7 protein-coding genes are annotated in these 7,085 nt (G+C 56.3%); 2 read left to right on the plus strand and 5 right to left on the minus strand.

The features are described 5' to 3' along the window. The coding region (locus tag VGE80_RS17985; protein ID WP_440593622.1) for a hypothetical protein at positions 1–1,180 on the minus strand (1,180 nt) is incomplete at its 3' end. 484 nt (positions 1,181–1,664) lie between these two features. Here VGE80_RS17985 and VGE80_RS17990 point away from each other — a divergent pair. Together VGE80_RS17990 and VGE80_RS17995 are read left to right on the plus strand one after the other, a co-directional pair. Then, the gene (locus VGE80_RS17990) at positions 1,665–2,087 is read left to right on the plus strand and encodes a MerR family transcriptional regulator (RefSeq protein ID WP_440593623.1); all 423 of its coding nucleotides are present in this window, start codon (positions 1,665–1,667) and stop codon (positions 2,085–2,087) included. Positions 2,088–2,091: 4 nt separating this feature from the next. Continuing rightward, the gene (locus VGE80_RS17995; RefSeq protein WP_440593624.1) at positions 2,092–2,523 is read left to right on the plus strand and encodes a hypothetical protein; all 432 of its coding nucleotides are present in this window, start codon (positions 2,092–2,094) and stop codon (positions 2,521–2,523) included. Positions 2,524–3,089: 566 nt separating this feature from the next. On the opposite strand, the gene VGE80_RS18000 is transcribed toward VGE80_RS17995, so the two are convergent. The 4 genes from VGE80_RS18000 to VGE80_RS18015 all read right to left on the minus strand — a co-directional run. Continuing rightward, positions 3,090–4,256, minus strand: coding sequence for a hypothetical protein (locus tag VGE80_RS18000; RefSeq protein ID WP_440593625.1), 1,167 nt, complete (start codon positions 4,254–4,256; stop codon positions 3,090–3,092). A gap of 198 nt (positions 4,257–4,454) precedes the next feature. Further along, entirely contained in the window at positions 4,455–5,318 is an 864-nt protein-coding gene (locus tag VGE80_RS18005; RefSeq protein ID WP_440593626.1) for an ion transporter, read from the minus strand. A 128-nt stretch (positions 5,319–5,446) separates the two neighbouring features. Next, positions 5,447–6,562, minus strand: a complete 1,116-nt coding sequence (locus tag VGE80_RS18010) for a hypothetical protein (RefSeq protein WP_440593627.1) — start codon at positions 6,560–6,562, stop codon at positions 5,447–5,449. 71 nt (positions 6,563–6,633) lie between these two features. Continuing rightward, the coding region (locus VGE80_RS18015) for a c-type cytochrome (RefSeq protein ID WP_440593628.1) at positions 6,634–7,085 on the minus strand (452 nt) is incomplete at its 5' end.

Genomic DNA, 7,085 nt, shown 5'->3' on the forward strand with positions numbered 1-7,085 from the left:
TTTGAACTCGGGTCAGGTGCTCCATCGTCTGAATGTTCTCGATGTACTGCTGAATGTTTCTACGATTATCCGCATCAAGCTTGCTGAGATCCGATCGGCCCAGCTTCTTCTCCTGGAGATATCGGTGTGAGTAATAGGACGGAAACTCATCCGACAGGCTGTACTTTACGACCAGCGGCATGAACGTCTTCAGGTTGAGTGTCGTTCCTCGTAGCGACTTCAGCAGTCGCTGTAACTCATCCTCCATCGCGGCGATCCGCTCTGCGACATCCGCACGGGGTAGTGCCAGCGTCTCATTGATCACCTGCAGACGGGCATCGTCCCCAACCTTAATCTTCCGCACTCCCTGCAGCGTGCTGAGTCCCAGAAGATTGCCGAGCGGTTCGGCCGAGCGAGGATGCTCGACGTCCTTGTAGAGCACCGGGTTGATGTCCCCCCCGCATCCCTGCAGAAACAGAGCGATGGTCCCTTCGCTCAGGTTATCCTCGATGACGCGACTGGCATACCCAATGATGTCCGCCGTGTTTCCTCCATTTGCCGCCCCCTGAATCGGATGGCAGGCAAAGTTGTAGAGGACGGCCAGCGTCGTTCCGTCCATTCGGTCGAGCCGCAGAATCCCAATCTGGGGATCGATCGGACCAACCTCAGCCACCTCGTCATCCGCAGGCATCGAGTACGCATGCCGGACATCGACCACCCGGCCACTTTTCAGTTTGAGCCGGCGATTCTCCATGATTCGGTCTTCATGTCCCTCCCCTGCTCCGACCTTGACCGGGACCAGATTCTGCATGGCAAGCGTCACCGCTTTGACGGTCAGATCATCCGTATCTGCGCGAACGATCCCATGACAATGACTGGCATTCACCAGAAAGTTTTTGGGATTGATGCCCAGTTCCTTTTCCAGTCGAGCGCGCACCTTCGGGAGATAGTCGTTTTTGATATAGCCGATCTCGCCGATCGCGACCGCGTCGACCGTCACGAGAACGACGAGTGTATTGTCGCTCTTGATTACCAGAGCCTTCGCATACAGCGGGTCGTTGACCGGTCCCGCGTCCCGATCTGTGATATCAACCTTTGCCGCACCGGCCATCAGCGACGCCGCGTTCGCTGCAGGTACGAGAATACCCCCGATAAGAACGATCGTGATCGCTACCAGCCACCGTCCGAAAAGCAAGTTCATGGGATTCTAATCCTGTTCCAGTAGATCAACGCAAACGAGGTCTCGAACCAGTCCGGAAACGCATAGGCGGACATTGTTTCGACATTAGTCCGGCTGAGCAACTCGCAGGACGATTCCCGTAAGCTGCTAAAATGTTCGTGGCACCTGATCGCACCGCACTCGGCGATCGCCCAGCCCTCCACGATTGACCCGATTCAGACTGTCCGGTCTTGGAAACCCACCCGGCCGCTGGCTGCCCTGAGAGGAAGGGACAGACGATCATCAATCCGCGTTGCGCGTTGAGAGACGATCTCCTCAAACGCAGATCCGTGAATTCGGAAAATATTTGGAAGCCGGTTCTTGACTCCGTAGTATGGTACGGAGTCGATAATGAGTCTCAGTGAAAGCGACAGAAATCGCTGAAAGACGATCAAGCAACGGCCTGTGATCCCGGAAGTCTCGGGAAGCGGGGAGTCGCCGTCTGACAGCGGTGGCGGAGAAACCCATGGCGACGTTTACGATCGGGGCACTGGCTAAAGAGGCGCACATCGGCGTCGAGACAGTGCGATTCTACGAACGTCAGGGACTGCTGGAACCGCCACGAAGGAAGGGATCAGGTTACCGTCAATACGACGAACAGACGGTACAGCTATTGCAATTTATTCGCCGAGCCAAACAACTCGGCTTCACCCTGAAGGAAATCAAAAGCCTTATTGCATTGCAATCGGATGTGGCAGCGCCGCGCAGCGAAATTCGGCGGCAAAGCCTGCAGAAGATCGCCGAAATCGACGCCAAAATTGCAGACCTGCAGCGAATGCGAAGCGACCTGAAGTCGCTTGTTGACCAATGTCACGGGGATGGGTCCATCCAGGGATGCCCCATCCTGGACGCACTTCACGGAATGGATCACGACTGTCACTCAGGTTGAGACGATGTTTAACAGGCACACTATCACCGCTTTGACTTGCGTCTGCCTGGTTGCCAGCAGCCCCTTGCTGGCGGCGCATTCAGCCTGTTGCTGCACCAAACCAGCAGCGGTCAACAAGCCTGTTGCTGCCTGCTGCCAGACCAAAGCGAAAACGGCTGCTCAAGCAAAGGCGAAAGTTCGTCACTGCTGCGCCAAGCCAGGCACTCAAGTCCACCTCACGAAGCTGACCTGTCCCTGCTGTGTGAAGTCTATTCCACAGCCCCAGCCGACGAAGGTCAGTTCATTCACGGGCGGGGACGATGTCGCCTCACTGGCCTGGATCTCCGCTGCAGTTACCCCCATTTCACTAAGCCTGACGGCCCTGACGAGCCCCCAGGCGAACTCTACGATATCCGGCCCGCCGCTGCTGGCCCTTTACTGTCGATGGCTGAAATAAAGCATTCGAAGCCTCATCACTTCTTTGCTTCACGTTTCAATCATTTGTCAGTAAGGAATTTTGCTATGAACCGTTTTTCATTGCCCGCAATCGCAGCAACCCTCGTTTGTTCATTGACCTATGCACTCGCACCAATCGGTGCCACTGGGAATCTCCTCTCTCAGGCCTCCACTTGTTCGTGCGTCGAATGCAAGTGTCCTGATTGCAACGGGGGTGTCTGCACCTGTCCGACTTGTGAGTGTGTCGGTTGCGGTTGTCGCGCCGATGCCGCTGATGCCACCGGTGCAACTGCCTCGCTGGCACTTTCCAGCTGCTGTGCGGTCGCCAGCGCGACGGCCGCTGCTTCTAATTGCAGTTGCTCGCCCGACGAATGCGCAGCAGGTGGCTGCGAAAGTGCAGACTGTGCCGCCGGCGTCTGTCACGTCAAATAACCCTGCGACGGAGCGTGAGTGCCGTCGATAACACGACCTGCGGGAGCGACTTCGGACGCTCCCGCAGGTGTCTTTTTTGTAATACTTCTTCAAGACTCAACGTTCACGTCAAACTGGGCGAAATCCGCATGGCGGTCAATTTTTGCGGGTTAGATCGTGATAGTGATGACGTCCCCCATTCTGGCGGGCCAGACGCTTAAGGAATGAGTCCTTCGAGAGGTCTGCCTGGATTCCAAATTCCACCACGTGGATGGTCGCCTTGCTGCGATTCCGTCGTTGAATTTCACGGAGTTCCTGTGCGTCGAGTTCCGGCGCGTCGGCATCCGTCAACACAAACACCGTGTCCGGCCTGAAGCTGAGTGCCAGCAGAATCGCCGCCATCCGATCGGTACCTGAATCGGGCTGAATCCCGTTGATAAACTGCTTGGCGGCTCGGAGACTAACCGAAGTGGCAGCGACAAGCTTCGTCTTGTCTTGGGAACGGCCAAAAGTGTGAATTGCCAGGTTGAAGAAGATGATCTGAAACTGGGTGTCTGGATTGAGTTGCTGCAGACTTTCCAGCAGACGTCGTCGAGCAAGCTCCATGGCGCGATGCTGACGCATCGATTCCGAAGCGTCGATCACGTAAACAATCCTTCGCGTCGTGGAAGGAATTCCGAAGAACTGAGTTTGTCGGCCACCGGCCGCGGTGCTCGGTCCCTTTCCGTTACCGCCGTGGTCAGCGGCATCCGAATCGCTTGGCGCTACAGCAATCTCGTCTGTGTTAGAACCCGTTCCTTCCGAGTCCACATCCCCGTGCTCCTCGGTCGATTTCGTCTGAGATGCCTCGATCGCAGCGGTTTCAATTTCCTCTTCAATCTCAGAGACGTGTTCCCGGCGACTCGTCGCCAAGCGGATGGAAGACGCGTCCGTGAACAGATTCTGTGATTCCGCAACGGTGGACTCGGGGGCGTCCGTATTGAAAACCGAGTTCGGATCAATCTCTTCGACGGCCAGCAGTTTCGGAGCCGACGCGGCGGGTGCTGGGGCGGCGGCTTCACTCACAGTAAACGCCCCGGATGAGTCTGCATTCGCAAGCGCGGTGTCCAGCTTTCCGCCCGATCCATCCCCCTCTGACGCATACCAGTCAACTGAAAAGACTTCTGTATCGCCACGACCGAACGTCCCTGCTCCGAAGGGACTCGTATTCGCCACCAGAAGCAGCAGACCCAGAACCAGTCCGTGAAATGCGATCGATGCCAGCAGGAACCTGCAGTTCGTTCCCCAGGATTGGGGACGCCCCCGCATCGCAAAATATGTCAAATTAGCGACCTTTCGCAGATTGCTCAGTCCCGCGTATTTCACGCGCCGCCACGACTACGCGCTGCACGTCACACATCTTTCAAATCCCTGCGACTGCGGGAAGGCCAGATTGGGGACAGGGGCCAGTTTATAGGGAGGGCTGACCGAGACAAAGACAGTAGAGTGGTCCTGCTTTTGCCAGAAAGCGTCCGCTCCGATTCACCTCTCGGCAATTCGCAGAAGTTCCTTCCGAGTCGCTTCTGACAATTCGGGCCAGCTCGCCATGATTCGGGTAAGACGGGGATCGGTATTCGCGGACGTTTTCGCCTGGATTGCATCCAGGCGACTTTGAATCACGACCAGTTCGGATTGGATAGTCGCAAAATTGATGTCACGGCGTGCTCGCGCTGGCTGCAGGATCCACGAGGTGACGGAACCGCTGAGCATACCGAACATCCCCACTCCGCAAACCATGACAATGCTGGAGATCATCCGCCCGATCGACGTGGTGGGATACTTATCCCCGTAGCCCACTGTCGTCATGGTCGCGATTGACCACCACAAGGCGTCAGAGGGAGTTTTGATATTGGCCCCATCCACCTGCTCAACCTGAAGGATTGCAATGCTGGAGAGTAGCAGCAGCAGAATCGAGCTCAGGATCACCGTCAGAAGGGTACCGTCCGCTCGGTGATGCTGCAGGTAGACACTCATAATTCGAGCTAAGCGGAACCCTCGCAAGACACGCAGAATGCGGAAGATACGAACCACCCGGCCAAGACGCAGCGCGTCCAGTACAGGGATGCTGGAGACCAGATCGACCCAGCCCCAGACCATAAACTTCAGTTTGTTTGGAGCAGCGACGAACCGAACCAGGAAATCAATGAAGAAGATACCGCAGATCACGTTATCGACGGCGTCGATGATCTCGGCATCCTCGGCCGGAAGGTGGATGAATGTTTCCAGTCCGAGCATCAGTAACGAGAAACAGCACAGCAACACGATGAACAATTCGTATGGCCGCAATCCCGTTTCCGTCTCAGCCTGCGGTGCGGACAATGTCAACGGGGTCTCAGAGGAACTCATTTCCGCATACCTTCTTCAGCCAGCTCAACGACCATTCTCTGGTAATCAGTCAGATCCCTTCCCTGGAGATGGCCGAATACTTCTGAGGCGGACGTTAAACAACTGCACGGAATCCGCCAAGTACAAGTTCAAGCGTTGCTCGTCGTGGTTCCCGTCCGGACCAACTGGATGCACCAGACGATCAGCAAACTGACCACAACCGCCGCCAGCAGAAAGACTCCGAATCCCCCCACTTCGGCCGCTTTTGCGTGGAGATCAGCCAGGCTCAACAGATCGACCGCGCTAAGGCGAACCGCTTCGCGTAAAACGGAAATGCAGACTAAGGTCGTCAGTGACCCCGCAGACACGAATCCCAACAGAAGGAGCGAAAGGCGATTCTGTCTGAACATCGAAATCCAGCCACCAATCTGCAGGCCGACCCCCAGAGCCCCCATCATCAGGTACGGGCGTCCCACGTTGCCAAACACCAGCCCCTTCGCAGACGTTTCAATGACCAGAATATAGGTCGCCCCTGCCAGCACACTGACAGCCAATCCGCCGATGGCCATCCGCGACAACGCGCGCGTTCCCCAAGCGTCCTGCCCTGATTCATTCTGTGCACCGTCTCGACTCACTCTCTCACGATAAAACAACTGCCACCCCAGAATGACGCACATCGTGGGAAACGAACCTGCCAGCCAGACCAGCATTCGCACGATGACTTCCGTGTACGTGAATGGCAACTGGCCAGTCGTGTAGACTTCCGGCCATGTCGCCCCCCGATTGGCAATCAGGTGATTGGCCGTCCAGCAGAACCCGACAAAGACAAAACAGGCGGACGTCACCAGCAGAACTGCCACGCGAACGAGATAGGGCCACGTCCACAGTCGCTGACTCTTCACGAGGTAGGTCAGGTAAAAGCCGACGATCAGCACGGGGACGACAATCATCCAGCGCCACCAGAGCAACAGATTCGCCGTGTAGAACTGGTGCTGATAGACGATCTGAATAAACAGTAGCGGAGCCACCCCTGCCGTAATGGCTGCACTCAACAGAAACGGGATCCACTCTCTCAGTGTGGCCAGAAGAGGTTGTCGAGCCCACCCAACTGTTTCTCGACGCTGCGAGATCGTGAACCACGTCAGGCACAGGCTGCCGGCGAGAACATAGTGCATGAACGCCTGATGCAGAACAAAGGTCAGAACATACAGCACAAGATAGAAAGCGGTCGCAACGGGGAAGCCGAACGGAAATGCACTATCCATTATGGGGCCCACATGAGATTCGAATCCAGGATCGTTGGTCGATACGCGCGACTGATAAAGTCAATCAGCAACTAAGGTGATGCGGTCCGCTTCTTGTTCTGCTCAAAATCCCCCTGCAATGTCCCCGCCTGTTTCAGCCAGGATTCAATCTTCGCAATCGTTTGTGGATCGTCGCTCACCGGCCACTCCTTTGGATGTTCGCGGTTCGACCAGTTGAGGTACTGCACCAGCGCCTCGACCTCTTCAGCGTTCCCGGCAAACGGGGGCATGAACGGTTTTGTATGCTGCAGCTTCGCAATGTTCATCCGCATCTGGTCGTTGTCCCACGACCCCGTCAACTCTGCCACGGCATTTGTCCCATGGACCGTATGACAAACACTGCACTGACGTCGAAAAACCTTGGCCCCCATTCTCACCTGATCGTTGGCGTACATGTCATCATTCCGCAGCCCGTACGGATCATGTGCAGTACACCCCGTCTCGCGCAGGGATTCCACTTCCCCCGGTTCGATCGCGTTGGAAT

This window comes from Schlesneria sp. (assembly GCF_036405755.1).
GTDB classification, from domain to species: domain Bacteria; phylum Planctomycetota; class Planctomycetia; order Planctomycetales; family Planctomycetaceae; genus Schlesneria; species Schlesneria sphaerica.

What these genes read in the sequence shown, in the direction of transcription:
- VGE80_RS17990 (WP_440593623.1), top strand. Translation starts at nt 1,665, where the DNA reads ATGGCGACGTTTACGATCGGGGCACTGGCTAAAGAGGCGCACATCGGC.
- VGE80_RS17995 (WP_440593624.1), top strand. Translation starts at nt 2,092, where the DNA reads ATGTTTAACAGGCACACTATCACCGCTTTGACTTGCGTCTGCCTGGTT.
- VGE80_RS18005 (WP_440593626.1), bottom strand. Translation starts at nt 5,318, where the DNA reads ATGAGTTCCTCTGAGACCCCGTTGACATTGTCCGCACCGCAGGCTGAG.
- VGE80_RS18010 (WP_440593627.1), bottom strand. Translation starts at nt 6,562, where the DNA reads ATGGATAGTGCATTTCCGTTCGGCTTCCCCGTTGCGACCGCTTTCTAT.